Here is a 26,446-nt window from a genome sequence, read left to right as displayed (position 1 = left end):
CTTTTCGCGGCGCCGCAATCTTTCTTGAAACGCGAAAAAATAAATACGGAAACTGCGCTTTACAACGCCTTTCGGCACAATTGCGTACCGCAAGACATCATAAAACTACATCAAATCATTAAAAGTATACCGCATATTTCCCCATATGTCAAGAGGGAAAATTAGTTTTTTTGTTCTTCGCGTCTTTTTATCAGCTTCCGCGCCGCTTTGAATAATCGCTGAGAATTATTTTTTAACGCTCTCCGTTCTGACCTCGGCGGGCGATTCGACTTTTATATAATGGTAACTCTCGTCAAGCGCGGAGCCGAACTCCTCCGCACGCGCGCGCATACACGCCTTAACGCGTGCGCAGAGCTCCGCGCGGGCCTCCCTCTCGCCGAGCGAACGGTCCGCGTAGAATGGCCCGTCGTATATCACAAAGCCCCTCGTCCTGCCTCCGCGCTTCTTTTTGTAAACCGTGGTTTTCGCGAAGCAGGGCGCGCCGAGCTTGACGGGAAATGAAAACGACACGTCGGCGAAGTCGCGGATCGCGTTATACTTCGGCCAGATGTGCGCCTCAGGATAAATCACTATCGGGCGCCCCTTCTCGTACAGCGTCCCCACGGCGACGCCGAAGTCGGCGTAGTTCCTGCGCGAAGACGGCGTCGGAAGCGCGCCGACAAAGCGCACGAGCGTGCGGATGCCTTTTATTGAGAGCGCGTCGGGGTTGCAGACGACGTAGCACTGCCTCGGAAACGTCGCCACCGCGCCGGTGACGGCGTCGGAAAAGCTCGAGGTGTGGTTGCCGTAGATGAAATATCCCTTCGAGCGGTCTCCCCTGTTCTTCAGCACCTTTTTGTTCTTTCCGCGCATCGCGATCCCCGTCTTTTCACAAAGCGAGCATATCCCGCGCACGAAAAAGTAGACCGGCGGTTTGAAGAAGCGGAAAAGACGGCTCTTCGGCAGGTATTCGTAGTCCGCGGGCAGCGGCTTGGTCTCTATTCCGTTGCTCGCGAAGTCGTCGTTTCGTTCGTCATAATAGTAAAAGTTACGTATTTTACGGCTCATTAAGCGGAAGCCCCCATATTCTTTTCGCGTATTTGCCCCAACGGCATCTTGTGTATAACATTAGATATTATAGCATATCGGACAAGAAAAATCAATACCGCGGTGCGCGCGCAAAAAACGAGCGCCGCCCGGAAGGACGGCGCTCGCGGAAAAAGCGCGGTATCAATGGTTCAGCGGCTGACCGCAGCCGACGCAGAACTTCGCGTCGTCGCTGTTCTGTTTGCCGCAGTTCGGACAGTAGAATCCCGCGCCGACGGCGAGCTCCGGCAGCTTCGTTCCGCAGTTGGTGCAGAACTTCATATCGGCAGCGCAGCCGGTTCCGCATGAGGGGCAGATCTTCATATTCTTCGCCGCTTCGAGCGCGGCCTGAACGGCGGCGTCGTTTTTGGTTGCCTCAGCGAACGCTTCCTGCGCGGCTTTGTTGGCGGCGGCTTCCATAGACGGCTGAGCGGCCTTCCACGCGGCCTGCGAGACCGCTTCTTCGACGGCGTCTTTGATGACCCATTTCAGAATACTCATATCCGAACGTCCTTTCGTTTAGCTGATACCGGTATTATACCACCGTTTCGCTGCGAGGTCAACACCTACTTTACGCCGCCGGAGTAGCGGACGAAGCCGCACTTGAGCGCGTTCGTGCCGTTGACGCGGTAGACGACGAGATAGACGCCGTCGATGATCCCGCGGCACTCGCAGCTTTCGTAAGGCGCGAGCGAGCCGATACGGCCGCGCCGCGCTTTGCAGTCCGCCGTCGTTTGATAGACGTATTCGACGGTGCTGCCGTTTTTCCACACTTTCACGAAGAAGCCCTCTTCCCTGTAGTCGTTGAAATCGATATAGTCGCTCGGGCGGACACGGCGTGCCTTGAAGGCGGCGTACCAGTCCGCGCGGTCGCATTCGACGCCGCGCATATCCGCGACCTCGATATGCAGGTGACGGCCGGTGACGTTCCCCGTCGCGCCGGCAACGCCGATCAGCTCGCCCGCGGCGAGACGCTCCCCCGCCTTCACGCACGGGAGCTTCGCGAGGTGGGCGCAGAGCACCCACAGACCGTTATCGCAGATATAGACGATATAGTTGCCGTAAGCGCCGTAGCCGCCGGAGTAGTCGCCCTTCTGCTTTTTCGCGATATATACCTCGCCGCCGGAAACGGCGTAGATATCCCAGTTCGATTCGGGCGTTTTGTCGACGGGAACGTAATCCTCCCCGCCGTGGTACGCGCCGCCCGGGTAGTTCGGATAGCCCGCCGTGCGCCTTACCGCGCAGGCGAACGGGCTGCGGAGTTTTTTCATACTATCACCCCTCGCAGTATACGCGCGGGGCGCGGGAAAGGATAAAACAAAAGCACCCCGCGATCGCGAGGTGCCATGCTGGCGGAGAAGAAGGGATTTTCCTCTCCCTTGCGCAACAGTCCACCGGACTGTTGCGGCCAAAGCCGCTTCGCGCCTTTGGAGCTCGTTTCAAATCCCCTTGAATCCGACATAAATAAATCAACCCCACAATTTTTGTGGGGTTGATTTATTTGGCGGAGAAGAAGGGATTTGAACCCTTGCGCCCTGTTACAAGCCTACTCCCTTAGCAGGGGAGCCCCTTCACCACTTGGGTACTTCTCCATGGTGACGATAAACGCCTATATCATTTCGTTATGAGAGAAATTGGCGGAGAGAGAGGGATTCGAACCCTCGGCCCTTTCGGGTCACCGGTTTTCAAGACCGGCTCCTTAAACCGCTCGGACATCTCTCCGTAACGCAACAGATGAATGATAACATACCGCGCCGCCTTTGTCAAGAGATATTTTTTGTATTTCGGGCGGCGAAACTTTCGCTTGCAATTCGCGCGCGCCTGTGTTATAATCGCCCTCGGTGAGTTCGGAACCATCCTCACCCACGCCGCAAGGCCGAAAAAACAAAACTACGGAGTTGAAAAAATGAAAAACAAAAGTGTAAGGTACCTTGTGACCGCGGCGCTGACCGCCGCGCTTTACGCCGCGCTGACGATGGTGCTGTGGGAGATCTCGTCCGCAGGCATCCAGTTCCGCCTTTCCGAAGCGCTCTGCGTGCTGCCCGCGTTCACGCCCGCCGCCATCCCGGGACTGACGATCGGCTGCGCCGTCGCGAACATACTCGGCGGCACGTGGATCGACGTCGTCTTCGGCTCGCTGGCGACGCTGCTCGCCGCGATCGCGAGCTATTTCATCGGCAGGGCGTTCCGCGTCGGCAGGACCGAGCGCGTCGCGCTCGGAGCGAAGCTGCTCGTGCCGCTGCCGCCCGTCGTCTTCAACGCGCTGATTATCCCATTCGTGCTCTACTACGGCTACGGAGTGACCGCCACCCTCGGCGCGACCTCGAAGTTCGCGGTGCTCGGGCTCCACGCGCTGACCGTCGGCGCCGGCGAAGCCGCCGTCTGCTACGTCCTCGGCGTCAGCTTGATGCTCCTGCTCAACCGCATCAACCGCAGGACCGAACTTTTCTGAAAAACGCATACGAAAAAGGCGTCCCGAGGGACACTTGCCATAGAGCAGGTGTCCCTCGCGGTTTGTTTACGGGTTCGGAGCTAAAGAGTCAAGAAGACTGTTTATAAGTAACAATGATACAAGGCTGGGATTGCTCCGCGCCTCACTACTTTTTTGCCGATAGTCTGCAAATCTGTTCATCTATCGCCTTGACATATACACTGAATTTTTCAATGTTTTTCTCATCTTTCATTGCTTCAATGAGCGCCTTTGCACGTTTTGCTTCCGCAAGAGCAGCAACGCAGTTCTCCTCTTCTTCCAGATATTCGGCGATTTTGCCCATCATTTGTAGAAGATCTTCAAAAGCTATCCACTTCTGCTTTTCCGCAGCATCGTATTGTTTTTTGCCTGTCAGTATCCACGCTGCTACCGATAACTTTGAAAAATAGATTTCGGGAATCTGCTCAATGGCTGCTTCGGCGCTCTTCATATCGCCTTTTTGTTTATAAGCGTCGGCAAGGCAACGCAACGCATCGTATTTAACATCTTCTTGCGTTGTCTGATCAATCAGTTTATTGGCAATTCGAATAACCTCATCCGGCTCTTTTTGATAATCCATTACGTATAGAAGATTATTAAGCAAAACATCATTGTCCGGATAAGCTTTCAGCCCTTCTTCAAGAATACCGCGGCTTTTGATCGGATCTTCGTTTCTGCATTTAAAAGCCTCTTCGCAGATGGAATTTATCTTTTCTTCTGTTTCTTTCAGATTGTATCCAAAAAGTTCATCCATCGTGATGCCGAAATAACTCGCCAAAGCCGGTGTAAGAGTTATATCCGGCAATGCAATACCGTTTTCCCATTTGCTTATGGATTGAAAAGAAATGCCGACAGCCTCAGCCAGTTGTTCTTGCGTTAATCCTCGCTGCTTTCGCAACGATTTAATCTTGCTTCCGATGTTTAATACCATAATAGTTATCTCCGTTTCTATTACATAATTAAAACGAATCGGCGCCTTTCGTTCTGATATCATTATAGATCATGCTCAATTAATATTCAATAACCTGATAAGCGCAAATAATTCAACTGGGAGTTGAAACAATGCAGTGCCATTAATTCATCAAGGCGGAGATCAATCCCCGCCTCACCGAGCAAAAATGCGCTTTTGATGACCGCAGGTTGTCAAAAGTGCTTTTGCGTTGGTTTTGCTGAAAACAGCACAGATCAGATCAATTTCAAAGCTAAGCGCAAAAAATCGGGACACATGCTCTGTCGCAAGTGTCCCGACGGGCGCCTTTTTTATTACGCAAATCCTCTTCCCTTTTCCGCTACGGTGTGGTATAATGATGCAAAGAAACGGAGGCGCTTTTATGGCAAAGCTGTATTTCCGCTACGGAGCGATGGGCTCGAGCAAGACCGCGAACGCGATCATGGTGCAGTATAACTACGCCGAGCGCGGACAGAACGCGCTCATGGTCAAGCCGCGCGTGGACGACCGCGACGGCGATCACGTCGTCGTCTCGCGTTCCGGACTGCGCGCTGACTGCGTCTATATGGAGGAGCTCGGCGGCGTGGACGTCAAAAAGTACGACGCCGTCATCGTCGACGAGGCGCAGTTTCTGACGAAGGCGCAGGTCGAGGAGCTCGTGCGCATCGTGGACGAGGAAAACGTCCCCGTCGTCGCCTACGGACTGCGCGCCGACTTCAAAGGCAACCTTTTCGAGGGCAGTCAATGGCTGCTCGCGTGGGCGGACTCCATCGAGGAGGTAAAAACGATATGCTGGTGCGGCAGGAAAGCCACCTGCAACGCACGTCTGCTGAACGGCAAGGTCACGAAGACCGGCGAACAGGTCGTCATCGGCGGCAATGAAAGCTACACGAGTCTCTGCCGCAAGCACTGGGCGAAAGGCCAGCTCGGGCCGGAAGACTGATCCCGCACCGCTGAGAAAGTCGGGGGATTCTTCGGGCATCGCCCTCAGAATGACAGACAAAAGCGGCTCCGCACGGAGCCGCTTTTATTATGCCGCTTATTATCCTATGCCGGGGTAGACGTGCTTGCCGTTGCGGCGGACCTCGAAGTGGAGGTGGTAGCCGTAGGCGCGTCCGGTCTGCCCGACCGCGGCGATGACCTGACCCTTATCGACCTTCTCGCCGACGTGAACGTAGAGCGCGCTGCAGTGAGCGTAAAGCGTCTGTTCTCCGTTGGAGTGGTTGATAATGATATGGTATCCGTAACCGCTGCTGCCGTATGTGACCGTAGTGACGGTGCCTCCGTCGGCAGCCATTATCGGCGTTCCCTTCGGACACGCGATATCGACGCCGGTGTGGAACTCCCTGCCTCTGTAGCCGTATCTGCTGGATACGTAGCCGCCGGATACCGGTCTCATGTAGTTGCCGGTGGATACTCCTCCGCCGCCTCCCGTGGACTTGGTACCGACGAGGATCTTTTCGTCGACGACCTTCTTGATCGTCTTCTCGGAAACAACGACCTCTTCGATCAGTTCGCCGTCGATGTAGACGAAGTCGGAGACGATCTCCTTCAGCCCGTTCTCGCCCTTCTGCTCGACCTTCGTCGTGCCGGCAGCGAGCGTTTTCGTTCTGGTTTTGACAGTCTTATATTTTATCGTCTTCTGGTAGCTCTTGCGGATAACCGTCTTGACGGAAAGCTTGCCGTCGTTCTTCGCGACGTTGATATCCGTGCCGACGACCAGCTCTTCGGGAAGGTCGGGGTTGAGCTCCTTCAGCGCCTCGACGGTGGTGTCGTTCATCATAGCGATGTTCTCAAGCGTGTCGCCCGCCTGGATACGATAGCTCTTGTAGCCCTCAACGTCGCCGATTATGGATTTGAGGTCCTCTTCGCTGCAGAGCAGTCCGGCGGGGTAAAGCCCGTAGACCGTCTCGGTCTTCTGCGTGAAGGCAACGGTCGCGCCCGCCTCCGTCTGCTTCGCCTGATAAGGCGCGAGCACCGAAGCAATAGAGTTATCGATCGTTTCTTTGTCGCGGCAGACCGCCCACAGCTCGCCGTCCACGTAGAGACCGTAGGCGTCGACTATGCTCGTGCCGGAGAAGCGAAGGATCTTATCGATCATTTCATAAGTAGTGGATATATCGGCCGACGACGAGGTCGTGAACTCGTACTTTATGTCAAGACCGAGCTTGTATTCGCCGTTAGTTCCGAGCGAAACGCGCTCCTCGACCATTCGGACGGATTCGTCGAATTGGTCGATGCTGCTGACCGCGCCGATATTCTCGCCGTTGACTATGACCGCAACGCTGTTCATCGCGTAGGCATTCGCCGCGTAGATGGAAGTGAACAGCACTATACTGAATACCATTGCGACCGTTATAATGAAGCGGGCGTGCAGCTTGACGCTGTTCGCCGCCCACGCGAAGAAACCCCGCTCCGAAACTCGCTCGCCTACTGCGGTGAGCTTATTCTTCGCCGCAGTCAATATCCGCTTGCGCGAATCCTTCGAGAACAGACCGAAGAATGCTTTGAAATCCCTGCCTATTTCGGAAAAGAAATTTTTAGTCTCGTTGATCGCCTTGTTATCTGCAGAACGAACTTTCGCGAAAAAACGCTTGACAGCAGCAATATCCTCGCCGAAGTGCTGCCTGAACCAAGAACCGATCTTCTTGAAACCTCTGCCGCAGGCGGCAAACATATTGCCAAAGGCGGCCTTGGTTTTTCTGAATCCTCTTCTAAACATCTTCCTGATGTTCTTGAAGAACGCCGTCAGGCCCGTGGAAGATCCGTTCGAAGCGTGCGCAGGCGAATACTTCACCGCGCGTGCGCCGTATTTATTTGTAATGTTGTTATCAAGCACGATATATCCACCTTTTTTACCGGCGATGATCCGCCGTTTCCCGCGAACGGGAGTGTTTTCGTACTATACTATTATAACCGTTTGTAACTATTTTGCAATACTTTTGATACTTTTTCGGGAATATGCACAATCACAACTTCTATATTTCCACAAAACATAGCGAATATTAACAATAAAAGTTACAAACCGTTCCCGATTTGTAACTTTTTTGTTACAATTTTGTGTAAGGATTTCAGCAATTTCTTCTAATGATTATTATGCCGGCTGCTCCGTTTTTTCGGCGACGCGATCGAGCGCGCGGTTGCGGAAGTAGAGCGCGATATCCGTACCGACCATCAGCAGATTAAGCACGTAAAACGCGAAAACATAGGTGATATTGCCGGTGATTATCTTCGCCGCGATGCCGCAGACGTAGCCAAAGAATATAAAGCACAGGAAAAGCAGACTCTTCCCTTTCGCCGTGCGCGCGCGGTATGATTTGATTATCGACGTCGGCCATGATACACCGAAGAGTATCACCATTGCCGCTTCAAGTATTTCAGCCATTAAGCTCCACTTCCGATCGTTCGTTATCTGATGCTATCTGACGCGCCGGCCGTCGATGAAAACCATCGCCGGTTTCGCGGCGACGGTCTCGAACGGATCCTCGGCGAATACGGACATATCCGCGTCCAGACCGACGGCGAGGCGGCCGATTCTGGACTCGAGACCGAGCGCCTTCGCGGGATTGACCGTGACCGCGCGGAACGCGTCGCGTTTGGAAAGACCGGCGCGCACGGCGATCTGCACGGAGGTCAGCAGATGCTGTATCGGCACGACGTTGTGATCGGTCGTTATCGAAACGGAGACCCCGGCGGCGGCAAGCTCGGCGGCGGTGGAATCCGACTTCGAGCGCAGCTCCGGCTTGCACCGGTCGCTTATTATCGGGCCGACGAAAACGTCGATACCACGGTCGGCAAGACGCTTCGCGATGCAGGCGGCGTCGGTGCCGTGGACTATTTTCAAATCCAGCCCGAACTCGTCGGCGATACGGATCGCGGTGAAGATGTCGTCCGCGCGGTGCGCGTGGAAATGCGCGGAGATCTCACCCTTCAGCAGCGGGATGAGCGCCTCGCTCTTCATATCGAAGTCTGGCTCGTCCTCGTCTTCGTCGGCGGCGGCCCTGCCCTGCTTTTCCATATACTTCTTCGCTTTGAAAAGCGATTCTCTGATTATCGCCGCGGTCGCCATGCGGGTCATCGGCGCCTGCTTCTGACCGTTGTAGACCGTTTTCGGATTTTCTCCGAGCGCGAATTTGACAGCGACGGGGTTCTTGATTATCATGTCGTCGACGCAGTCGCCGAAGGTCTTCACAGCGACCATCTGCCCGCCGACGGGATTAGCGCTGCCCATGCCGGTAACAACGGAGGTCACGCCGTAATCGAGCGCTTCGGAGAAACATCTGTCCATTGGGTTGACGCCGTCTATCGCGCGGAGCTGCGGAGTGGCGGGGTCGGTCTCCTCGTTGCCGTCGGCGCCCTCAAAGCCGAGGGAATCCTCCCACATTCCGAGGTGCGTGTGCGGATCTATGAATCCGGGCAGTAAGAAACCGCCGGCAGCGTCATACTCCTCACCCTCAAAGTGAGGGAGCGCCTCGGTCATCCTGCCTATCCCGCTGATCTTTCCGTCGCGGGCGGCAAGCCAGGCGTTCTCCATAACGTCGCCGTCGGGCATAAATACTTTCGCGTTTTTTATAAGCATACTATCTTCTTCTCGAGTAACTTCCGTGCTTAACGTCTCTGCTGCGCTTGAAGTCGCTCATCTTCTCCTCACTCAGTTTCTTGAACTTCGCCATCATTCCCTCGAAATCCGCGTCGTCGGTTATCTCCGGAGTCCAACCGCCGTCGAAAACGGGCGGCTTTTTGGCAGGCACGGGCGCCGGCGCGGGCTTCTCCTCGCGGCGCTTGGGCGGTTCCGGCGCGGATTCGGCCGCCTGCTTCATCGAAAGGCCGATCTTGCCTTTGTCGTCGATGCCGATCACCTTGACCTTGACGGTCTGCTTGTCCTTGACGAACTCGTTTATGTCTTTGACGTAAACGTTGGCCACCTCGGAAATATGCACCATTCCGGATTTTCCATCCGGAAGCGCGACGAAAGCGCCGAAATTGGTTATTCCGGTCACCGTTCCCTCAAAAATATCACCGACGTTTATTGGCATATATCAGTTTTTCCTCCTACGCATCACGGGAGATCCGTGTAGATGATCTCGTCCGGATAAACGTAGTTGAGCGTTTCGCGCGCGATACGTTCCACGTTCTCCTTCGTCGCGCCTTCCTGAAGGGTTATCTCCTTTTCCGCGATCTCCATTTCGATCGCGGCGTTCTCCTTCTCGATGTCGGCGAGACGGGCGCGCATCTGGGAGATGCCTATCTGCAGCTTGACGATCGTGTAGCAGACAAAGCACAAGAAAAGCACCACTGCTATTCTAAGCAGCATGCCCTTTCTCTTTACGCCTTTTTTCGCTCTCGAAGCCATCTGCGTTTTCTCCTCGCGATTTTACGCCTGATTCTTCCGGATTTTAACCTATACGCTTTCATTTTAATGCATGCAGTAAAAAATATCAAGGGTTTTGAGAAAAATTTCGCGATTTTTTTCGCCGCTGAAACTACAGGATTCAAAACGTGCGCGCAGACAAATCTCCATACGCTCGCCGTGAAACGGAAATACGCTGCAAACGCACGCTTTGTCGGCTGCCCGAAAAGCCGCCTGAAAACGAATCCGCCGGCGAATGCGCATGCGAACCACAGCAGGCGAAGAGCGCCGTCCGCGTACGCGAGCAGCAGCAAAAAGAAACCCGCCGCCGCGAATATGCTCCAACCGAGATCGGCGGCAAAGAGGGCTTTTTTATTCGGTCTTCGCGCAGAATTCCACCCGTTTATCACCTCAAGCGCGAACTCCGCTGCAGCTCCGTAAACCGCGAGCCGCAGCATATTGACCAGCACCGCGCCGGTATCGTCAAAGAACTGCATCAGCGAAACAACTTCTTAAAGAAGCCCTTTTCAGTGCCGGCGTCGGTGTATTCAAGCATTTTTATCAGTCCTTCGACCTCCGCCTCTCCGCTCGACGTGTCAAGCCGTCCGAGCTTCAGGCCGGCGCCGGCGATAACAAGTCCGCCAAGCGCGGTTTTCATCACCATCCTGCTATCATCATAACTCACCACGTCTTCAACGCCGGTAAGAGTCATCTTCTTTCTGCGCACGATTGACAGATCGTGCGACTTTTCAGTTATGCTTTCAGCCATTTCGCCGCGCCCCCTTGAATTCAGGCGTAAAAATCCGCCGTTCATAAATACAGACACCTATACTTATGAACAGCGGCGGGCGCTTATTCTATTCTATTTATTTATCCTTGCCTCAATCAGCCCTCGATGATCCGGTACATCGACGGCGCATCCGCTTTCGCGGCGGTCGGCGCAACGGAGAGTATCTCCGCTTTCACCTTTCCCGTGCCGAAGGAAACCTCGATTATATCCCCGACCTTGACCTCGTGCGACGGCTTGACGCTTTTGCCGTTTACGCTCACTCTGCCTCCGTCGCACGCGGTATTGGCGACGGTGCGCCGCTTGATAATGCGGCTGACTTTCAGAAACTTGTCTACTCGCATATTGCCTCCGTGTGATAAAAGCGGCCGGAGCTGTCGCTCCGACCGCCTTTAACGAATATTGTCTTAATTATTTGACAGCATCCTTGAGGGCCTTGCCGGCCTTGAAAGCGGGAACTTTGGACGCCGGAATCTTGATGGCTTCCTTGGTTCTGGGGTTGAGGCCCTTTCTGGCGGGGCGCTTTCTGACTTCGAAAGTGCCGAATCCGACGAACTGGACCTTGTCGCCCTTCTTGAGGGCCTTCTTGATGCCGTCGAGAGTGGCGGCGAGGGCCTTCTCGGCCTTAGCCTTCGGCAGGTCAGCTTCCTTGGCGATGATCGCAATGAGTTCAGTCTTGGTCATGGTTTGATTTCCTCCTTCAAAATTAACCGCACGTGCGGTTTGTTAACTTCTTCAAGGGCTTGTCCGAAGTATTATTCTTCGTTTCCCTTGTAAGATATGATATACCAATTAACAGCTTTTGTCAATACTTCTTCTGGCTCAATTTCAAATTTTTTTGCTAAAGTAACAAGATTTATGAGCATTTTTCCCATAATTTGCTCTTTTTCGGCCTGCTCCGCCTGCAAATAATCCTTCAAAAGCGCGGAAGTGTTATCGGCAACATCCTCCGGTGCGCCGAGGTCGGCGCCGGCCTTTTCCGCACGCTTGATGACTTTGTATGAACGCATCAGCGCGGGAAGCGATTTCGGGACGTCCTCAAGACGCTTTTTGCCGTCCGTCTGGCCTTTCGTGCGGATCTTTATATCCTCCCAATTCTCGAGCACCTTTTCCGGCGTATCCGCCGAAACGTCGCCGAAAATGTGCGGATGGCGTACGACGAGCTTTTCGCACACCTCGGTGATGACGTCGTTTATATCGAAACGCCCCGCCTCGCGCTCCATCTGCGCGTGGAAAAGCACCTGGAGCAGCACGTCGCCGAGCTCTTCGCGTAGATTTGCGGTGTCGTGATTATCGATCGCTTCGCACGCCTCGTAGGTCTCCTCGATGAAGTTCTTGCGTATGCTCTCGTGCGTCTGCGCGCGGTCCCACGGACAGCCGTTTTCGCTGCGCAGCAGCGCCATTATGTCAACGAGGTCCTGAAACCCGTATTTTTCTTTTACAAGTCTTTTCGCTTCTTCGGTCATTACGCGCACCCTCTATCTGTAAGTCTTGTCGACGAGCTTCTCCATCTCGAAGATCGCTTCCTCGACGTCGAGCGTCTTGTATTCGCCGTCCTTGTAAAGCACCTCGCCGTCGACCATCGTCAAGCGGACGTCGGCCGCGCGCGCGGACTGAACTATCGCAACGGTGGCGTTATAGGTCGGATGCATATGCGGCGCGTCCGTTCCGACGAGCGCGATATCGGCGCGCTTGCCGACCTCGAGGACGCCGGTATCCGCCCTGCCCTGCGCCTTCGCGCCGGCAGCGTTCGCGAGCGCGAACGCCTGCGAGGCGGGCAGCGCCTGCGGATCGCGGCGGAAGCCCTTCGCGCACAGCGACGCGAGGTGGAGTTCGGTGAACATATCGGTGTTGTTGTTCGACGAGCAGCCGTCCGTTCCGAGACAGACGTTTACTCCGGCGGCGAGCATATCGGTAACGCGGGCGACGCCGCTGCCGAGTTTCAGATTGCTGGAGGGGTTGTGCGCGGCGGAGGCGCCGTTCGCCGCCATGATCGCGATATCCTCGTCAGTCAGCCAGACACAGTGCGCGGCGAGAACGGGAGACCTGAAGCAGCCGCACTTCTCGAGGAACGCCGTCGGCGTAAGACCGTGGCGCTCTATGCATTCGCGGTGCTCGGTTTCGGTTTCGGAAACGTGGACGTGAAGCACCGCCTTCTTCTCAAGCGCGTAATCCGCCATCGCGCGGCAGATCGCTTTGTTGTTCGTGTATTCGCTGTGGAGGCAGGCGTCGATCTTCACGCGGCCTTCGCCCGCGCCGTCGAACCTGCCGAAAAGCTCCTCCGTCTCGCGAAATGAAACGAGCTTCGACGCGTCGGTCTCCGCGAACGCGGAAACGCCGCGGGAAATATTCGCCTTTATGCCGCTGTCGAGTACGGCGGAAATAATTTCGTCGCAGAAATAGTACATATCGGAGAAGGACGTGGTTCCGCCCGAAATCATCTCCGCGATCGCGACGCGGGACGCCCATTTTACGAGCTCGGGAGTCAGCTTGTCCTCGGCGGGAAATATCTTCTCAAAAAGCCACGGCTGGAGCGCCATATCCTCCGCGTATCCGCGGAAAAGCACCATCGGCAGATGCGCGTGCGCGTTCACGAAGCCGGGAACCGCTATCGCGTTTTTGCCGTCGATAATCTCGTCGTATCCGGCCGGCTCCGGCGCGCCGATATAGTCGATGACCCTGCCGTCGACGCCGATGCATCCGCGCACCTCTCCGGAGGGGGTTATGACGGTAACGTTTTTGATGAGTTTTTTCATATTATCACCTTTCCGCCGCGAACGCGGCAAAGCGTCGTTTCTAAAAAATTATTATACCAAATCCTGCGCGGCTTTTCAAGTGGATTCTTCCATTTTTATCCCGAAGCACCGGAGCGAATAATTTTACGCTTTAATCCGTAAAAATTTTCATTTTTGCTATTGCCATTTTTTGATATTATGCTATACTATTATGATAGGTGTGGTAGTTTCGTCACAAAAGCATACCATATAAAGAGCGCGAAACCCCGACCGCGAAAGGACCTGATATCTATGAGAAACTACAAAGTCGGAATAATCGGCGCGACCGGTATGGTCGGTCAGCGCTTCATCACACTGCTCGACAAGCACCCGAATTTCGATATCGCGCTGCTCGCCGCCAGCTCCCGCTCCGCGGGAAAGCCCTACGGCGAACTGATGGAAGGCCGCTGGAAGCTCGCCTCCGCGATGCCGGAAAGCGTCAAGGATATGGTGGTGCTCGACGCGGAGCAGGATATCGATAAGATCGCCTCCTCGGTCGATTTCGTCTTCTGCGCTGTCGATATGCCGAAGGCGGAGATACGCGAGCTCGAGAACAAGTACGCCATGCGCGAATGCCCCGTCGTTTCCAACAACTCGGCGCACCGCCTGACGCCCGACGTTCCCATGCTCATCCCGGAGATTAACCCGCACCACGCGGAGATAATACCCGTACAGCGCGCGCGGCTCGGCACGAAGCGCGGCTTCGTCGCAGTCAAGCCGAACTGCTCAATCCAGGGATACGTTCCCGCGCTTTCGCCGCTGCGCAGGTTCGGGCTGAAATCCATCGCCGTCTGCACCTATCAGGCGATAAGCGGCGCGGGCAAGACGTTCGCCACCTTCCCCGAGATCGCGGACAACGTCATCCCCTACATCGGCGGCGAAGAGGAAAAGAGCGAAGTCGAACCGCTCAAGATCTGGGGCTCGATTGCCGACGGCGAGATAAAGCTCGCCTCCTCCCCCGTCATCACCGCGCAGTGTGTGCGCGTGCCCGTTTCCGACGGACACCTCGCGGCGGTCTTCGCTTCGTTTGAGAATCCCCCGTCCTTCGACGAGGTCAAGGAGATATGGAAGAACTTCAAGGGGCGTCCGCAGGAGCTGAAGCTCCCCTCCGCGCCCGAGCAGTTCATCACCTACTTTGAGGAAGACAACCGCCCGCAGACCGCGCTCGACCGCGACATCTACGGCGGCATGGGCATCACCGTGGGACGTCTCCGCGAAGATAACCTCTTTGATATGAAGTTCGTTTCCCTCTCACACAACACGCTGAGAGGCGCCGCGGGCGGAGCCGTGCTCATGGCCGAACTGCTCTGCGCCGAGGGTTATATCGACTGACGCTGCAATTTTTACGAAAGGCAGAACAGATATGAAAAAGACTGTATTTAAGGGCTCGGGCGTAGCTATCATCACCCCGTTCATCGACGGCGGCGCCATCGACTACCCCGCGCTCGAAAGGATACTCAACTACCAGGTCGAGAACGGCACCGACGCGGTCATTATCTGCGGAACGACCGGCGAACCCTCGACTCTGACCGACGCCGAACACCGCAACGCCATCAGCTTCGCGGTGAAGACCGTCGCCGGCAGGATACCCGTCATCGCCGGAACCGGAAGCAACGACACCGCCTATTTCCTCGAGCTCTCGCAATACGCCGCGGAAGCCGGCGCGGACGCGCTGCTCGCCGTCACTCCATATTACAACAAATGCTCGCAAGCCGGGCTCGTCAAGCACTTCGAGTGCGTCGCGGACAGAGTGGATATCCCGATGATACTCTACAACGTCCCCTCCCGCACGGGCGTCAACATACTGCCCGAGACCTGCGCGGAGCTTGCGAAACACCCGAATATCGTCGCAATCAAGGAGGCCTCCGGCAATATTTCGCAGATAATGCGCACCGCTTACCTCTGCGGCGACGACCTGCAGATCTATTCCGGCAACGACGATCAGATCGTGCCGATCCTCTCGCTCGGCGGCATAGGCGTTATTTCCGTCCTCGCCAACTGCCTGCCGCGCGAAACGCACGATATCTGCCAATACTGGTTCAACGGCAAGCTCAAGGAGTCCCTCGCGCTGCAGATGAAGTTCCATCCGCTTATCGAGGCGCTCTTCTGCGACGTCAACCCCATCCCCGTCAAAGAAGCGATGAAGCTGCTCGGCTGGTGCGACGGTTCGCTCCGTATGCCGCTGACGAAGATCTCCGGCAAGAACGAGGAACGCCTGCACGTCGAGCTCGCGAACGCCATGCCCGAGGCGCTTATCGTCTGACGGCAACGAAAAGGAAGTTTAAGATGAAGATTCTGATTTGCGGCGCCGCGGGCGCTATGGGCAGGGCGGTCGCCGCCGTAGCCCGCGAATACGGACACGAGCCGGCAGCCGGCGTCGACAAGGTCGCCGCCGAGGTCGGCTTCCCCGTCTACTCCGATATTTCGGAGGCGCCGGGAAAATACGACTGCGTTATCGACTTCTCCCACCCCTCCCTGCTGAAAAGCATAATCGACTACGCCGTTAAAACGAAAACGCCCGCGGTCATCGCGACGACGGGCATTTCTGACGAGCAGGTCGAATATATGCGGAATGCGTCCGCGCAGGTGCCGGTATTCTTCTCATACAATATGTCTTTCGGCGTCAACCTGCTCGCGGGGCTCGCGAAGAAGGCGGCGTCGATACTTTACGATTCCTTCGATATCGAGATAGTCGAGATGCACCACAACCGCAAGCTCGACGCGCCCAGCGGGACAGCGATAATGCTCGCGGACGCCATCTCCGGCGCGCTTCCGGAGGAGCCGGTCTACGTCTACGACCGCCACTCCCGCAGGCAGAAGCGCGACAAGAAAGAGCTTGGAATCTCCTCCGTGCGCGGAGGCACGATAGTCGGCGACCACGAGGTCATCTTCGCCGGCAAGGACGAGGTCGTCACGCTGAAGCATACCGCGCTTTCGCGCGATATCTTCGCCGTCGGCGCGGTCAAGGCCGCGCAGTTCATCTCCGCCAAGGAAAACGGTATGTACTCGATGGACGATATGATCGGCGAGTAATCAATCAATAATACGATACATTAAAGCGGAGCAGGGTTTTCCCTGCTCCGCTTTTGCTCGTGTTATCCTATTCCTGCTCGCGCTTGAGCTGCTGAAGCTCCGCCATGAAGCTGTCTATGTCGCGGAACTCCTTATAGACCGAGGCGAAGCGGACGTAGGCGACCTCGTCGATGTCGCGCAGCTTTTCCAGCGCCAGCTCGCCGATACGCGAGGATTCGACCTCGCGCAGCAGTGAGTTCTGCAGCGACGCCTCGATATCGAATACGGCGCGCTCGATGCGCTCCGTCGGCACGGCGCGCTTGCCGCAGGCGATCAGCATCTGCCGCAGAAGCTTCTCCGCACTGAACGGCTCGCGGGAGCCGTCCTTTTTGATGACGATTATCGGTATGCGCTCGATCGCCTCATAAGTCGTGAAGCGTTCGCCGCATTTCAAACATTCCCTGCGGCGGCGGATGCGCTCGCAATCGTCGGTCGGGCGGGAATCAATGACCTTGCTGTCCTCCCAAGCGCAGAAGGGGCATTTCATGCCTTTCATAAAGGTTCCTCCGTCATCTTAATATTGAGACGGCTGACCGAAGCCAGCCGTCCGTGCGTGATTCAGTTCTTCTGGAGCTTGACCCACAGCGGTCCGGAAATGAACAGCGTGGAGAGCGTGCCGACTATAATGCCGACAAGCATCGGGAACGCGAAGCTGATAATGGATTCGATGTTGAAAACGATGGACATAACTGCGACGGTACCGATTGCTATGGAGGTCGTTATAGTCGTGTTTATCGTTCTCGTCAGCGTTTCGTTCATACTGTCGTTGACAAGCTTGGCGTAATCGACTCTGCCGCGGCCGAGTTTCGCTTTGTTCTCGCGGACACGGTCATAGATAATGATCGTGTTGTTGATCGCGTAGCCGAGGATGGTCAGCATGACGGCAATGAAATTCTCGCTCAGGGAGCTGCCCATTATCACGAAGGTCGCGAACACGAAAGAAAGCGATACCAGCAGCGAAACTATCGCGCAGAAACCGGCTCTCCAGCCGCCTATCTTGCGGAAGCGGATCGCTATGTAGATGAGCATCAGACCGACCGCGATGAGCACCGCGATCAAGCTCTTGATGAGGGTTTCTTTACCCATCGAAGCGGAGACGCTGTTCGAGCCCGCGTTGGTGAAGGTAACGTCGGGGTACGCCTTTTGAATTGCCTCCTTCAGCGCGGCTTCCTCTTCGACGTTGACCGCGTAGATATCGGCTTCGGTCTTGGTCGAAGCGGCGGCGTCTTCGGCGGCCTCGCCGTCTTCATCATCGGTGGTCGTAACCTCTCCGTCTTCGGCGCCCGTGGTGGTGACTTCGCCGTCTTCGGCGCCCGTGGTGGTGACTTCACCGTCGTTTGCAACGTATACTTCGGGGTTCTCCACCTTTTCTCCGGCGTTGGTATCGCCGACGACCGGGGCATCGCCGATAGGAGTTTCTTCGCTGCTCGCGGCGGCGTCTTCTTCGCCCGCGGCCGCGGGTTCGTCATTTACCTTCGTACCGCCGCGGTTGGCGACGCTTATGGTTATCATTTTGTTGCCGGAGGAATCGGTGTTTTCCTGAACGGTAACGTCTCTGCCGAGCGTGCCTTCCGCGATGCTCTCGATGTTCTTGAGATCGACGGTGCCGCCGGTGTAGCTGTACTTGAGCAGGGCACCGCCGGTAAACTTGATGTCAACGCCGATGCCGCTGATGAACGCCATCGCTATCGTAACGACGTAGACGACCGCGATACAAAGCACGAACCACTTGCTGTTTTTGCAGAAATCATAATATCTCTTACGCATTTTTCGCACCTCCGTAAAGGGTCACCTTGCGGAAGACCTTGAACTTGGAAATGCCTCTCAGCATCAGTCTGGAAGCGAAAACGCCCATTACGAAGTTCAGCAGAACGCCGACTCCGAGGGTGAAGCCGAAGGACTTGATCGTGCCGCTGCCCATTATGAAAAGGATGAACGCGACGATGAAGGTCGTTACGTTGCCGTCCAGAATGGAGCTCCACGCCTTCTTGTAGCCGGCTTCGATAGCGCCGTCGATGGTCCTGCCGGCGACGACTTCTTCCTTGATTCTCTCGGCGGTGATGACGTTGGCGTCAACGCCCATACCGACAGCAAGAATAATACCGGCAAGGCCGGGCAGCGTCAGCGTCTGCGCAGCGAACATCGGCAGCACGAAGATGAAGCCGTTGATCGCAAGTATGGTGCAGGCGACCTGACCGACGATCGAGATGATCGCGACGAGTCCGGGCACCTTGTATCTCCAGAGCATGAAGAGCGCGATGAGCCCGAGCGCGATTGCCGCGGAGAGAAGCATAACGTCAAGCGCGTCTTCGCCGAGCGTCGGGCTGATGGTGGAGTAGGTCTCGACCTTCAGCGAGAAGGGCAGCGAACCGGCGTTGATCTTGTCCGCCAGCGCCTTGACCTCGGAATACTCCTTGAAGCTGCCGCTGATGGACGCTCTGCCGTTGGTTATCGCCTCGTTGACGACGGGGGATGAGATCAGCTCGTCGTCGAGATAGATGCTTATCTGCTTGCCGACGTTGGCGCTCGTAGCGGTCGCGAACTTGGTCGAACCCTCGCTGTTAAGGTCGAGGGAAACGATATACTGCGCGTTCTGCTGGTCATAGCCCGCAGTCGCCTGGTTGACGTCCGCGCCGGTCAGAACAGTCTCGCCGTTAGGGTCCTTAAAGCTCAGCAGCGCGGTCTCGCCGATTTCCTTTATGGCAGTCTCGGGATCGAAGTTCGATTCGTCGGCTTTCCACGGGAAACGTACGATGATGCGGTCGGCGGAATAGTCCCCGATGACTTCGCTGTCGGAGATTCCCTTGTCGTCAAGACGCTGCTTGAGTATCGTTATCGCACCGTCTATGTTTTCGTCGGTAATTTCTTCGGTCGTATCAGGTTGGAACGTGGCGTCCACGCCGCCGCGGATGTCTATTCCCCACCTGATCTTGCCCGCTCCGGAAATGCCGGACGACATATCACCGTAGTATCTGTACAAGCCGAAAAAGGCCACGTAAGTCAGAAACAGGATAGCCGCAAGCACGATAAAGAAGACGGGCTTTGCTTTTTGTCTCATTTGACTTCCCCTCCGAATAATTCGGTTTTACGCGCTCGGCGGATTTTTCCGTCGGGCGCGATTTTATTGATAATAAACTATCAAATATACATTATATAGTAGGTCCGGGTGTTTGTCAATCGTTTTTTTGCCGATTTCGTTTATTCCGCGACCTTTACGGGACAAAAGTCCGCGCATATACTCGAAACGAGCTTGTATTCCACTCCGTCGTAAGTGAATCCGTCGCGAAATTCGCTGTCGCGGACGTGGATATGCCCGAAGTAGCAGCGGCGCACGCCGTACTTCGCAAGCAGGTCGGCGACCTCGACGCACGCGGTTCCGGAAAAGACCGGCGGATAGTGCAGGAACGCGACGCGCTCCATCCCCTCCTCAGCGGAGGCGAGGGACGCTTCAAGCCGCATAAGCTCGCGGTTGAAGACCTTTTTGTCAAGCTCAGTCGGCTGATTATAGAGCCAGCCGCGCGTTCCGCAGAGGTTGACACCGCCGCGAACGTAAGAGTTGTTATGCAGGAATTTTATCGTCGTCAGGCCGTTTTCGTCAATGAATCCGGTCATCTTTTTGACCGTAGTCCACCAGTAGTCGTGGTTGCCCTTGACGAGCAGTTTTTCGCCCGGCAGCTCGTCGATGAAGCGGAAGTCCGGAAGCGTCTGCGGCAGGTCCATCCCCCACGAAAAGTCGCCGGCGAGCACTACGGTGTCGTCCGGCCCGACGGTCGCGAGCCAGTTCACCTTCAAGCGCTCCTCGTAGTTCTGCCAGCCGTTGAAGACGTTCATCGGCTTGTCGGTGCCGAAGGAAAGGTGCAGGTCGGCTATGGTGTATACCGCCATCCGCTCACCTCTGCTCAAGCACGACGTCCGCCATCTCTTCGGGGCGGCATACGCCGGTGAAGCGTACCGCCTTATCCTTCAGCGCGGAAATGCGGGCGGGCGCGGGAACGCCGGTCTTCGCCTCGAGGCGTTCGATAAGCTCGAAGGGCGCGCCTTCGGCGCTCTCCCCTATCGCGCCGAGCACGGCGGCGGGGAATTTATACGGCGAGGCGGTGGAGGCGATCACGCAGGGGCGTTCGTCGCCCGTCGCGGCGCGGTAGTCGCCGCAGACCTTTATGCCGACGGCGGTGTGGGTATCGGGCAGATAGCCGGTTTCCGAGAAGGTCTTTCCGATCGCCGCGGACGTCTCCGCGTCGTTCGCGCAGGAGCCGAAGAAAAGCTCCGACGCGCGGCGTTCCATCTCATCCGTAACACCGTAGCTTCCGGTTTCGGTTAGTGACTTCATGAAGCCGCGCACCGCTTCCGCGGAGCCGTCGGCCAGGTAGCTGAGCAGGCGCTCGAGGTTCGATGAGATGAGTATATCCATCGACGGCGATTCGGTGGTGTAGAACTCGCGGTTCTTATCGTATTCGCCGGTGGCGAAGAAGTCTGTCAGCACGCGGTTTCTGTTGGAGGCGCAGACGAGCTTGTTTATCGGCGCGCCCATCATCTTCGCGTAGTAGGCGGCGAGGATGTTGCCGAAGTTGCCGGTCGGCACGACGACGTTGAAGCCGCCGTCAAGCGCCGCGCCCTGCTTTTTCAGCTGCGCCCACGTGTGAACGTAGTAGGCAATCTGCGGCACGAGGCGTCCCCAGTTTATCGAGTTCGCGCTGGAAAGGACTTCGCCGCGCGCGGCGAGTTTTTCCGCGATCGCCGGGTCCGCGAAGATGCGCTTGACTCCGGTCTGCGCGTCGTCGAAGTTGCCGGCGATGCCGCTGACGCTGACGTTTTCGCCCTCCTGCGTCGTCATCTGGAGCTTCTGCATATCGCTGACTCCGTCGGCGGGATAGAAGACTGTTATCTTCGTGCCTTCAACGCCGCTGAAGCCCTCCAGAGCCGCCTTGCCGGTGTCGCCGGAGGTCGCGACGAGGATATGCACGGTCTTGTCGAGCCCCGTCTTTTTCGCGGCGGCGGTGATGAAGTACGGCAGGATCTGCAGCGCGACGTCCTTGAAGGCGGAGGTCGGCCCGTGCCAGAGCTCGAGCGCGTAGTCCGCGCCGGAAAGCTTCGTGAGCGGAACGACGTCCGGCGTATCGAAGGAGGCGTAGGCGGCGTTCACCATTTCCGCGAGCTCCGCTTCGGTGAAGTCCGTGAGGTACTTTTTCAGCACCGTCAGCGCGGTCTTTCCGTAGTCGCACTCCATTATCGCGGCGACGTCTTCGCCGGTCAGGCGCGGGATGCTCTCGGGAATATAAAGTCCGCCGTCGGGAGCGATGCCGTTGATGATCGCTCTCGCGGAAGAGACGTATTCACTTTCGTTTCTCGTGCTGCGGTATCTCATTTTTTTACCTCCGTAGGTACCGTAAAAAGTGCAACGCGCCGCCGGTTTCAGAATATCTCGTCCTCGCAGCTGAACGCGTTTTCGATGTGGTTTATTTTCAATAGTTTCGGCGGGAGCGACGAATCGTCCAGCCAGACCTCGATAACGTCGAAACGCGGCTGAAGGCGGCGGCCGTCCTGCGCCAGAAAGAGTTTCGCGGCGGTGATGAGCTTGCGCCGTTTCGACTCCGTCACCCATTCGCGCGGCTCTCCTATCGCGTTTTTACCGCGGGCCTTCACCTCGGCGCAGACAAGCATTTCGCCGTGTATCGCGATGAGGTCTATCTCGCCTCCGCGGACGCGGTAATCGCAGGCGATCAGCTCGTAACCGCCCTTTTCGCGAAGCATACGCGCCGCGTATATCTCGCCCCATTTACCGTTCGACGCGGCTCGGGTGTACATGGATCACGCCCTGCCCTTCAAAAAGGTTTTTCTGTGTATATCCAGCACTCCGAAGCGGTCGATCGCGTCGTAATGCCGCTTCGTGCCGTATCCCTTGTGCTGCGCGAAGCCGTATTCGGGAAACCTGGCGTCGTATTCGTACATCAGCCGGTCACGGCTGACCTTCGCGAGTATCGACGCCGCGGCGATCGACGCGCTTGTCGCATCGCCCTTTATCACGCAGCGCGCGGGTACCGAAAGCTTCGGAACGCGGTTGCCGTCGATAAGCGCGAGCTGCGGCTTCGCTCCGAGGGCTTCAACCGCGCGTTTCATCGCCAGCATCGCGGCGTTGAGTATGTTGATCTCGTCTATCTCTTTTTCGTCCGAAAACGCGACCGCCCACGCGAGCGCGGTTTCGGTTATAACGCCGAACAGCTCCTCGCGCTTCGGCTCTGATATTTTTTTGGAGTCGTTTACGCCCGGTATGCGGACTCCCTCCGGCAGAATGACCGCGGCGGCGCAGACCGGACCCGCGAGGGGGCCTCTTCCCGCTTCGTCGACGCCGCAGAGCAGCTCGACGCCTGCTTCGGCACGGATCGCGGAATCGTATTCGAAAAGCGAAGAATTATCCTTCATCTGCAATCGTCCGTTCCCCGTCCGGCAGGTCGAGCGTGATCCTGCCGAGCTTTCCGCCCCTGAAATCGTCGAGCACGAGCTCGGACGCGCGGAGCGTGTCTATCTCCCCGCCCTTGACCATACAGCCGCGGCGGCGGCCGACCGCTTCGAGCATTTCAAAGCCGGCGGCGGCTTCCACTCCGTAGCGCGCGCCGATGAAGTCCGGATAGGCGTCGCGCACGAACTCAAGCAGCTGCGCGGCGAGACCTTCGGTATCGGTTATGCGGTCGGTTATCGCTCCGGTGAAGGCGAGTTTCGGGCCGCTTTCCGCGTCGAGCTTCGGCCAGAGGATGCCGGGGGTGTCCATCAGTTCGGTGCCGTCGGAAAGCGTGAGCCATCGGTTTTCGCGCGTCACGCCGGGGCGGTCCTCCACCTTCGCCTTGCCGCTGCCGACGAGGCGGTTGATGAGGGAGGATTTGCCGACGTTCGGGATGCCCGCAACGAGCGCGCGTATCGCCATTCCGCCCATTCCTTTGGCGGCTCTCGCGTTTATCTTGTCCGCGAGCAGCTCGCGCACGGCGGGCAGCACCTTGTTGACTCCCCTGCCGCCCTTGCAGTCGCAGAAAACGCATTTGTAACCCTGCTTTTTGTAATGCTCCGCCCACTTCGTCGAGAGGTCGGGGTCCGCAAGGTCGATCTTGTTGAAAACAAGGACGCGCGGCTTCGAGCGCGTTATGCGCTCCATATCCGGATTCTTGCTGCTGCGCGGGATGCGCGCGTCGAGTATTTCTATAACTGCGTCAACGAGCGTCAGATCCTTCGCAATCTGCCGCTCGGTCTTACGCATATGTCCGGGGTACCAGTTAATGTTCTCCATAAGGATCGTCTGTTGTCAGCAGTCCCATTTCGGACAGCGGGAATATTCTGAACAGCGCCCTGCCGACTATCGCGTTAACGCTGATACAGCCGAAGGAGCGGGAATCGAGACTCTCGCCGCGGTTGTCGCCCATAACGAAAATATGGTCTTTCGGCACCGTCAGCTTCGCCTGGCCGGAGCTGCGCGTGACGGTCTGGAAGTTGATATAGTCTTCCTTCAGTTCCACGCCGTCAACGTACACTCTCTGCCCGCCGTTTTCCGCGGCCGTGACTTCAACGGTCTGTCCTTCGGTCGCGATCACGCGCTTGATAAGCGGCTTAGAGTATTGTCTGCCGTTGAAGAATATCATGTCTTCGCTCGTGTCGAGAACGACGATATCGCCGGTTTTCGGAGTATAGAAAAGGTTGCTGATGACAACCCTGTCGTCGTTCTGCAGGGTCGGCACCATCGACCTGCCGTCGATGCCGACGATGCGGAAAATGAAGGTGAACAGCAATATAACGACCACGACGGCGAAAATCGCGGACTCCACCCACTCGAAAACGCCGGTGACGGGGTCCTTGCGCTTTTTCTTTTCATCGCTCGGCGCGGGAGCCGTGACAGCGGCGGCGGGAAGATACTCCTCCGACTGCTCCGCGGTTTCGCGCTCTTCCGCTTCCGGTTCCGGATACGAAGGCGCGTCGGCTTCCTCGGGCGCGCGGGCGAACTCCCGCTCGGGCGCGGCTTCCGGCGCGGCCGGAGCGTAATCGGCAGCGATTTCTTCCGCGGCGGGCTCCGCCTGCGGCGCGTCCGGCTTCGCGCCCTCACCGTCGATATCATCAAAGATGGGGTCGGACATAAGCCGCTTCATCGCTTCTTCGTAATCGCCGTATTTTTCTTTGTCGAAATCAGACATAAGAAACCTCTTGAAACATTGCAAAAAGGGGACTTACGTCCCCTTCCCGTTGCTTATTTGAACGACTGCTTCGTCTTGGCCGCCTTACCGACTCTGTCGCGCAGATAATAAAGCTTGCTTCTGCGAACTTTACCCTTTCTCGTGACCTCGATCTTGGTGACCTTCGGGGAATGGAGAAGGAAGGTTCTCTCGACGCCGACGCCGTATGTCACGCGCCTAACGGTGAAGGTCTCGGAAATGCCGCCGTTCTTGCGGGCGATCACGATACCCTCGAAAACCTGGATTCTCTCACGCGAGCCCTCTTTGATCAGAACGTGCACTCTGACGGTGTCGCCGATCGCGAACTGAGGGATCTCCTGTTTGAGCTGTTGCTCAGAAAGCTGTTTTACATAGTCCATATTTATTCTTTCCCTTCCGGAAACTTCATTCTCCCATACTTCGGCGGCTGCTTTCGGCCGCGGGACAGCGGAAATTCCCTTTTATAACCGAGACATAATAACACACAATTTCGAATAAATCAAGTCTTTTTTTCGTTTTTTTGAAAAAAGTTTTCTCCGCCGTCAACGAATATATTATAACACACGTTCGATAGGAAACGACAAGGTTTTTATTTTGTATTGAATTTTTCATACTTCTGTGATAGAATTGACACATATGTAAACTCTTTCAAAAAGGAGTGACGGAACGTGTTGGAAATCAGAGAGGTCAAAACCAAGAAGGGACAAAAGGATTTCGTCCGCTTCCCGCTGAAGCTGTACAAAGGCAACGAATACTTCGTGCCGATGCTTTACGGCGGGGAGTTTGATATCTTCAAGCCGGACTACCCATTCAACAAGGTTTGCGACACCGTCTGCTATATCGCTTATGAGGACGGAAAGACCGTCGGGCGCATACAGGGCATAATCCAGCGCGAGGCGAACGAAAAGTGGGATCAGAAGCGCGTCCGCTTCACCCGCTTCGACTCCATCGACGACGAAAAAGTCTCCGGCGCACTCTTCGCCGCCGTCGAAAAGTGGGCGAAGGATAAGGGCATGGAGGAGTTCGTCGGCCCGCTCGGCTACTCCGACCTCGAGCGCGAGGGCCTGCTGATCGAAGGCTTCGACCAGTTCCAGACCTTCGAGGAGCAGTATAACTACGAATACTATCAGAAGCTGATCGAGGCGCACGGCTTCGTGAAGGATGTCGACTGGCTGGAGCATCAGCTTTACAGCCCGAAGGAAAGCCCGGAAAAGATCATCCGCGTCAGCAACCGCATGCTCGACAAGTACGGGCTGCATCTCTATCAGGCGGATTCCATCAAGGAGCTCGTCGACGAGCACATCAACGGCATCTTCGACGTCATCGAAAAGACGTACGCCCGCCTTTACGGCACCATGCCGCTGAATCAGGAAATAGTCGACAACTACATAAAGGATTTCAAGCTTGTCGTTCGCCCTCACGATATAATGATGATAAAGGACAAGGAGGACCGCACCGTCGGCTTCTCGCTGATGTTCCCGTCGATCTCCGACGCTGTCAGAAAGTCAAAGGGCCGCATGACGCTTCCATTCCTCATCCGCTTCCTGCGCTCCAAAAAGCATCCGAAGGTCATCGACCTCGGTCTCATCGGTATACTGCCCGAATACGAATCCAAGGGCGTCGTGACCGCGATGATCGGACTGCTGATAGACTTTTTGCAGAAGAGCGACCTGCACCACCTCGAAACGAACCTTATGCTCGAGGATAACCACCACATAATCAACCTCATGAAGCACTTTGACAAGGTGCAGAACAAACGCAGACGCTGCTTCAAAAAATCCATTTGAGCG

30 protein-coding genes and 2 tRNA genes are annotated in these 26,446 nt (G+C 56.3%); 6 read left to right on the top strand and 26 right to left on the bottom strand.

Annotation, left to right across the window (positions count from 1 at the left end; all coding sequences use genetic code 11):
- Positions 1-225: 225 nt before the first annotated feature.
- The 5 genes from IJL83_07100 to IJL83_07080 all read right to left on the bottom strand — a co-directional run bounded on the left by IJL83_07100 (position 226) and on the right by IJL83_07080 (position 2,787).
- Positions 226-1,047, bottom strand: coding sequence for a hypothetical protein (locus IJL83_07100; protein ID MBQ6553360.1), 822 nt, complete (start codon positions 1,045-1,047; stop codon positions 226-228).
- 162 nt (positions 1,048-1,209) lie between these two features.
- Complete coding sequence (locus tag IJL83_07095; GenBank protein MBQ6553359.1) at positions 1,210-1,566, bottom strand: zinc ribbon domain-containing protein; 357 nt, start codon at positions 1,564-1,566, stop codon at positions 1,210-1,212.
- 65 nt (positions 1,567-1,631) lie between these two features.
- Entirely contained in the window at positions 1,632-2,336 is a 705-nt protein-coding gene (locus IJL83_07090; GenBank protein ID MBQ6553358.1) for a M23 family metallopeptidase, read from the bottom strand.
- Between the two features lie 231 nt (positions 2,337-2,567).
- A tRNA-Ser gene (locus tag IJL83_07085) sits at positions 2,568-2,657 on the bottom strand.
- A gap of 43 nt (positions 2,658-2,700) precedes the next feature.
- Positions 2,701-2,787, bottom strand: a tRNA-Ser gene (locus IJL83_07080).
- A gap of 184 nt (positions 2,788-2,971) precedes the next feature.
- Between IJL83_07080 and IJL83_07075 the strand changes: the two genes are divergently transcribed.
- On the top strand, positions 2,972-3,517 hold the full coding sequence (locus IJL83_07075) for a QueT transporter family protein (protein MBQ6553357.1): 546 nt from the start codon (positions 2,972-2,974) through the stop codon (positions 3,515-3,517).
- A gap of 145 nt (positions 3,518-3,662) precedes the next feature.
- On the opposite strand, the gene IJL83_07070 is transcribed toward IJL83_07075, so the two are convergent.
- Positions 3,663-4,466, bottom strand: a complete 804-nt coding sequence (locus tag IJL83_07070; protein MBQ6553356.1) for a helix-turn-helix transcriptional regulator — start codon at positions 4,464-4,466, stop codon at positions 3,663-3,665.
- A gap of 400 nt (positions 4,467-4,866) precedes the next feature.
- Here IJL83_07070 and IJL83_07065 point away from each other — a divergent pair, with 400 nt between their 5' ends.
- Positions 4,867-5,427 carry a thymidine kinase gene (locus IJL83_07065; protein MBQ6553355.1) on the top strand — a complete coding sequence of 187 codons (561 nt, stop codon included), beginning with the start codon at positions 4,867-4,869 and terminating at the stop codon, positions 5,425-5,427.
- A gap of 99 nt (positions 5,428-5,526) precedes the next feature.
- On the opposite strand, the gene IJL83_07060 is transcribed toward IJL83_07065, so the two are convergent.
- The 10 genes from IJL83_07060 to IJL83_07015 all read right to left on the bottom strand — a co-directional run bounded on the left by IJL83_07060 (position 5,527) and on the right by IJL83_07015 (position 13,377).
- Positions 5,527-7,323, bottom strand: coding sequence for a M23 family metallopeptidase (locus tag IJL83_07060; GenBank protein ID MBQ6553354.1), 1,797 nt, complete (start codon positions 7,321-7,323; stop codon positions 5,527-5,529).
- 255 nt (positions 7,324-7,578) lie between these two features.
- Positions 7,579-7,869, bottom strand: a complete 291-nt coding sequence (locus tag IJL83_07055; GenBank protein ID MBQ6553353.1) for a hypothetical protein — start codon at positions 7,867-7,869, stop codon at positions 7,579-7,581.
- A 33-nt stretch (positions 7,870-7,902) separates the two neighbouring features.
- Positions 7,903-9,063: an amidohydrolase gene (locus tag IJL83_07050; protein MBQ6553352.1), complete on the bottom strand. Its 1,161-nt coding sequence runs from the start codon at positions 9,061-9,063 to the stop codon at positions 7,903-7,905.
- Position 9,064: 1 nt separating this feature from the next.
- Complete coding sequence (locus tag IJL83_07045) at positions 9,065-9,520, bottom strand: S1 RNA-binding domain-containing protein (GenBank protein MBQ6553351.1); 456 nt, start codon at positions 9,518-9,520, stop codon at positions 9,065-9,067.
- A gap of 23 nt (positions 9,521-9,543) precedes the next feature.
- On the bottom strand, positions 9,544-9,837 hold the full coding sequence (locus IJL83_07040) for a septum formation initiator family protein (GenBank protein MBQ6553350.1): 294 nt from the start codon (positions 9,835-9,837) through the stop codon (positions 9,544-9,546).
- A 493-nt stretch (positions 9,838-10,330) separates the two neighbouring features.
- Positions 10,331-10,603 (bottom strand): hypothetical protein, encoded by a 273-nt coding sequence (locus IJL83_07035; protein ID MBQ6553349.1) that lies wholly within the window; start codon positions 10,601-10,603, stop codon positions 10,331-10,333.
- Between the two features lie 116 nt (positions 10,604-10,719).
- Positions 10,720-10,965 (bottom strand): RNA-binding S4 domain-containing protein, encoded by a 246-nt coding sequence (locus IJL83_07030; protein ID MBQ6553348.1) that lies wholly within the window; start codon positions 10,963-10,965, stop codon positions 10,720-10,722.
- 67 nt (positions 10,966-11,032) lie between these two features.
- Entirely contained in the window at positions 11,033-11,305 is a 273-nt protein-coding gene (locus tag IJL83_07025; protein MBQ6553347.1) for an HU family DNA-binding protein, read from the bottom strand.
- A gap of 71 nt (positions 11,306-11,376) precedes the next feature.
- Positions 11,377-12,087, bottom strand: a complete 711-nt coding sequence (gene mazG / locus IJL83_07020; protein MBQ6553346.1) for a nucleoside triphosphate pyrophosphohydrolase — start codon at positions 12,085-12,087, stop codon at positions 11,377-11,379.
- Between the two features lie 12 nt (positions 12,088-12,099).
- Positions 12,100-13,377, bottom strand: a complete 1,278-nt coding sequence (locus IJL83_07015) for an amidohydrolase (protein MBQ6553345.1) — start codon at positions 13,375-13,377, stop codon at positions 12,100-12,102.
- 270 nt (positions 13,378-13,647) lie between these two features.
- On the opposite strand from IJL83_07015, the gene asd reads away from it, so the two are divergent.
- The 3 genes from asd to IJL83_07000 are packed head-to-tail and all read left to right on the top strand — an operon-like array spanning position 13,648 to position 16,428.
- Entirely contained in the window at positions 13,648-14,727 is a 1,080-nt protein-coding gene (gene asd, locus IJL83_07010) for an aspartate-semialdehyde dehydrogenase (protein ID MBQ6553344.1), read from the top strand.
- 31 nt (positions 14,728-14,758) lie between these two features.
- Complete coding sequence (locus IJL83_07005) at positions 14,759-15,658, top strand: 4-hydroxy-tetrahydrodipicolinate synthase (GenBank protein ID MBQ6553343.1); 900 nt, start codon at positions 14,759-14,761, stop codon at positions 15,656-15,658.
- Between the two features lie 23 nt (positions 15,659-15,681).
- Positions 15,682-16,428, top strand: coding sequence for a 4-hydroxy-tetrahydrodipicolinate reductase (locus tag IJL83_07000; GenBank protein ID MBQ6553342.1), 747 nt, complete (start codon positions 15,682-15,684; stop codon positions 16,426-16,428).
- A gap of 67 nt (positions 16,429-16,495) precedes the next feature.
- Here IJL83_07000 and nrdR read toward each other — a convergent pair whose 3' ends face one another.
- The 10 genes from nrdR to rplS form a co-directional block, all read right to left on the bottom strand.
- Positions 16,496-16,954: a transcriptional repressor NrdR gene (gene nrdR, locus IJL83_06995; protein ID MBQ6553341.1), complete on the bottom strand. Its 459-nt coding sequence runs from the start codon at positions 16,952-16,954 to the stop codon at positions 16,496-16,498.
- A 71-nt stretch (positions 16,955-17,025) separates the two neighbouring features.
- Positions 17,026-18,234 (bottom strand): hypothetical protein, encoded by a 1,209-nt coding sequence (locus tag IJL83_06990; protein MBQ6553340.1) that lies wholly within the window; start codon positions 18,232-18,234, stop codon positions 17,026-17,028.
- Positions 18,227-19,525 (bottom strand): protein translocase subunit SecD, encoded by a 1,299-nt coding sequence (secD, locus tag IJL83_06985; GenBank protein MBQ6553339.1) that lies wholly within the window; start codon positions 19,523-19,525, stop codon positions 18,227-18,229. The genes IJL83_06990 and secD overlap by 8 nt, the downstream gene beginning before the upstream one ends.
- A 140-nt stretch (positions 19,526-19,665) precedes the next feature.
- Entirely contained in the window at positions 19,666-20,352 is a 687-nt protein-coding gene (locus tag IJL83_06980; GenBank protein ID MBQ6553338.1) for a metallophosphoesterase, read from the bottom strand.
- A gap of 4 nt (positions 20,353-20,356) precedes the next feature.
- Positions 20,357-21,832 carry a threonine synthase gene (locus tag IJL83_06975; GenBank protein ID MBQ6553337.1) on the bottom strand — a complete coding sequence of 492 codons (1,476 nt, stop codon included), beginning with the start codon at positions 21,830-21,832 and terminating at the stop codon, positions 20,357-20,359.
- Between the two features lie 47 nt (positions 21,833-21,879).
- Positions 21,880-22,272: a YraN family protein gene (locus IJL83_06970; GenBank protein ID MBQ6553336.1), complete on the bottom strand. Its 393-nt coding sequence runs from the start codon at positions 22,270-22,272 to the stop codon at positions 21,880-21,882.
- A gap of 3 nt (positions 22,273-22,275) precedes the next feature.
- Entirely contained in the window at positions 22,276-22,887 is a 612-nt protein-coding gene (locus tag IJL83_06965; protein ID MBQ6553335.1) for a ribonuclease HII, read from the bottom strand.
- The gene (gene ylqF, locus IJL83_06960) at positions 22,877-23,743 is read right to left on the bottom strand and encodes a ribosome biogenesis GTPase YlqF (GenBank protein MBQ6553334.1); all 867 of its coding nucleotides are present in this window, start codon (positions 23,741-23,743) and stop codon (positions 22,877-22,879) included. Before ylqF ends, IJL83_06965 begins: the two co-directional genes overlap by 11 nt.
- Positions 23,730-24,638: a signal peptidase I gene (lepB, locus tag IJL83_06955; protein MBQ6553333.1), complete on the bottom strand. Its 909-nt coding sequence runs from the start codon at positions 24,636-24,638 to the stop codon at positions 23,730-23,732. The genes ylqF and lepB overlap by 14 nt, the downstream gene beginning before the upstream one ends.
- Before the next feature lie 53 nt (positions 24,639-24,691).
- Positions 24,692-25,036 carry a 50S ribosomal protein L19 gene (rplS, locus tag IJL83_06950; protein ID MBQ6553332.1) on the bottom strand — a complete coding sequence of 115 codons (345 nt, stop codon included), beginning with the start codon at positions 25,034-25,036 and terminating at the stop codon, positions 24,692-24,694.
- Positions 25,037-25,324: 288 nt separating this feature from the next.
- On the opposite strand from rplS, the gene IJL83_06945 reads away from it, so the two are divergent.
- Positions 25,325-26,443: a hypothetical protein gene (locus IJL83_06945; GenBank protein MBQ6553331.1), complete on the top strand. Its 1,119-nt coding sequence runs from the start codon at positions 25,325-25,327 to the stop codon at positions 26,441-26,443.
- Positions 26,444-26,446 lie beyond the last annotated feature (3 nt).

This window comes from Clostridia bacterium, assembly GCA_017438525.1.
In the GTDB taxonomy this organism is placed as follows: Bacteria; Bacillota; Clostridia; order Oscillospirales; family RGIG8002; genus RGIG8002.
The sequence above is the reverse complement of the archived record's forward strand: the minus strand, read 5'-3'. Positions and strand labels throughout refer to the sequence as shown.

What these genes read in the sequence shown, in the direction of transcription:
- IJL83_07100 (MBQ6553360.1), bottom strand. Translation starts at nt 1,047, where the DNA reads ATGAGCCGTAAAATACGTAACTTTTACTATTATGACGAACGAAACGAC.
- IJL83_07095 (MBQ6553359.1), bottom strand. Translation starts at nt 1,566, where the DNA reads ATGAGTATTCTGAAATGGGTCATCAAAGACGCCGTCGAAGAAGCGGTC.
- IJL83_07090 (MBQ6553358.1), bottom strand. Translation starts at nt 2,336, where the DNA reads ATGAAAAAACTCCGCAGCCCGTTCGCCTGCGCGGTAAGGCGCACGGCG.
- IJL83_07075 (MBQ6553357.1), top strand. Translation starts at nt 2,972, where the DNA reads ATGAAAAACAAAAGTGTAAGGTACCTTGTGACCGCGGCGCTGACCGCC.
- IJL83_07070 (MBQ6553356.1), bottom strand. Translation starts at nt 4,466, where the DNA reads ATGGTATTAAACATCGGAAGCAAGATTAAATCGTTGCGAAAGCAGCGA.
- IJL83_07065 (MBQ6553355.1), top strand. Translation starts at nt 4,867, where the DNA reads ATGGCAAAGCTGTATTTCCGCTACGGAGCGATGGGCTCGAGCAAGACC.
- IJL83_07055 (MBQ6553353.1), bottom strand. Translation starts at nt 7,869, where the DNA reads ATGGCTGAAATACTTGAAGCGGCAATGGTGATACTCTTCGGTGTATCA.
- IJL83_07050 (MBQ6553352.1), bottom strand. Translation starts at nt 9,063, where the DNA reads ATGCTTATAAAAAACGCGAAAGTATTTATGCCCGACGGCGACGTTATG.
- IJL83_07045 (MBQ6553351.1), bottom strand. Translation starts at nt 9,520, where the DNA reads ATGCCAATAAACGTCGGTGATATTTTTGAGGGAACGGTGACCGGAATA.
- IJL83_07040 (MBQ6553350.1), bottom strand. Translation starts at nt 9,837, where the DNA reads ATGGCTTCGAGAGCGAAAAAAGGCGTAAAGAGAAAGGGCATGCTGCTT.
- IJL83_07035 (MBQ6553349.1), bottom strand. Translation starts at nt 10,603, where the DNA reads ATGGCTGAAAGCATAACTGAAAAGTCGCACGATCTGTCAATCGTGCGC.
- IJL83_07030 (MBQ6553348.1), bottom strand. Translation starts at nt 10,965, where the DNA reads ATGCGAGTAGACAAGTTTCTGAAAGTCAGCCGCATTATCAAGCGGCGC.
- IJL83_07025 (MBQ6553347.1), bottom strand. Translation starts at nt 11,305, where the DNA reads ATGACCAAGACTGAACTCATTGCGATCATCGCCAAGGAAGCTGACCTG.
- mazG (MBQ6553346.1), bottom strand. Translation starts at nt 12,087, where the DNA reads ATGACCGAAGAAGCGAAAAGACTTGTAAAAGAAAAATACGGGTTTCAG.
- IJL83_07015 (MBQ6553345.1), bottom strand. Translation starts at nt 13,377, where the DNA reads ATGAAAAAACTCATCAAAAACGTTACCGTCATAACCCCCTCCGGAGAG.
- asd (MBQ6553344.1), top strand. Translation starts at nt 13,648, where the DNA reads ATGAGAAACTACAAAGTCGGAATAATCGGCGCGACCGGTATGGTCGGT.
- IJL83_07005 (MBQ6553343.1), top strand. Translation starts at nt 14,759, where the DNA reads ATGAAAAAGACTGTATTTAAGGGCTCGGGCGTAGCTATCATCACCCCG.
- IJL83_07000 (MBQ6553342.1), top strand. Translation starts at nt 15,682, where the DNA reads ATGAAGATTCTGATTTGCGGCGCCGCGGGCGCTATGGGCAGGGCGGTC.
- nrdR (MBQ6553341.1), bottom strand. Translation starts at nt 16,954, where the DNA reads ATGAAATGCCCCTTCTGCGCTTGGGAGGACAGCAAGGTCATTGATTCC.
- IJL83_06990 (MBQ6553340.1), bottom strand. Translation starts at nt 18,234, where the DNA reads ATGCGTAAGAGATATTATGATTTCTGCAAAAACAGCAAGTGGTTCGTG.
- secD (MBQ6553339.1), bottom strand. Translation starts at nt 19,525, where the DNA reads ATGAGACAAAAAGCAAAGCCCGTCTTCTTTATCGTGCTTGCGGCTATC.
- IJL83_06980 (MBQ6553338.1), bottom strand. Translation starts at nt 20,352, where the DNA reads ATGGCGGTATACACCATAGCCGACCTGCACCTTTCCTTCGGCACCGAC.
- IJL83_06975 (MBQ6553337.1), bottom strand. Translation starts at nt 21,832, where the DNA reads ATGAGATACCGCAGCACGAGAAACGAAAGTGAATACGTCTCTTCCGCG.
- IJL83_06970 (MBQ6553336.1), bottom strand. Translation starts at nt 22,272, where the DNA reads ATGTACACCCGAGCCGCGTCGAACGGTAAATGGGGCGAGATATACGCG.
- IJL83_06965 (MBQ6553335.1), bottom strand. Translation starts at nt 22,887, where the DNA reads ATGAAGGATAATTCTTCGCTTTTCGAATACGATTCCGCGATCCGTGCC.
- ylqF (MBQ6553334.1), bottom strand. Translation starts at nt 23,743, where the DNA reads ATGGAGAACATTAACTGGTACCCCGGACATATGCGTAAGACCGAGCGG.
- lepB (MBQ6553333.1), bottom strand. Translation starts at nt 24,638, where the DNA reads ATGTCTGATTTCGACAAAGAAAAATACGGCGATTACGAAGAAGCGATG.
- rplS (MBQ6553332.1), bottom strand. Translation starts at nt 25,036, where the DNA reads ATGGACTATGTAAAACAGCTTTCTGAGCAACAGCTCAAACAGGAGATC.